At 52.0% G+C, this 523-nt stretch carries 1 protein-coding gene; it reads right to left on the bottom strand.

The features are described from left to right. Positions 1–154: 154 nt before the first annotated feature. Positions 155–394, bottom strand: a complete 240-nt coding sequence (locus tag ACFOET_RS17705; RefSeq protein ID WP_379025151.1) for a hypothetical protein — start codon at positions 392–394, stop codon at positions 155–157. Positions 395–523 lie beyond the last annotated feature (129 nt).

Raw genomic sequence — 523 nt, 5'->3', positions numbered from 1 at the left:
GAATCCGCCAGCTTCGCATAAAGCGCCGCCGCATTGGCGTACTCAAACCTGCCGTACAGCTCCTCCGCACGCTCGCGGAGACCGACCTGCTCCTGGGCAGAGGCCTGGCCAATGGCCACTACCGCGCAAAAGACGAGTAACAAACATCTATTCATCAGCATTCACTTTTTATAACCTTAAAAACCTTTAACATATAGCAAAACACTTCATCCGGATCAGAAAACCCCGCCCTGACGTCTCCCCAGTATACTACATAACGCCCACGGCTGATCTCTGAAATAAGGATGGGATACCATTCTCTGCCTTTGATCCAAATTTCCATCCGGGGATGTTCCCTGATGTAATTGAAGTCAGCAGTCCTGCCGTCCAGGTATGTCGCCAATCGCTCAAGCACCGTATAACCTAAAAAAACCGTGGACTCAGCAACCGCTGGTCTCTGCGCCCGAAGGTGATGCCCAGTGTCACTTCATGCGAGCCGTTCTGCACGCTGCTCAGCTGGCTCAGGATGTAATCGTACGAGTAA

It is taken from the genome of Parapedobacter deserti, from assembly GCF_042646065.1.
GTDB classification, from domain to species: Bacteria; Bacteroidota; Bacteroidia; order Sphingobacteriales; family Sphingobacteriaceae; genus Parapedobacter; species Parapedobacter deserti.
Note: the sequence above shows the minus strand (reverse complement) of the source record. Positions and strands in the feature narration are given on the sequence as shown.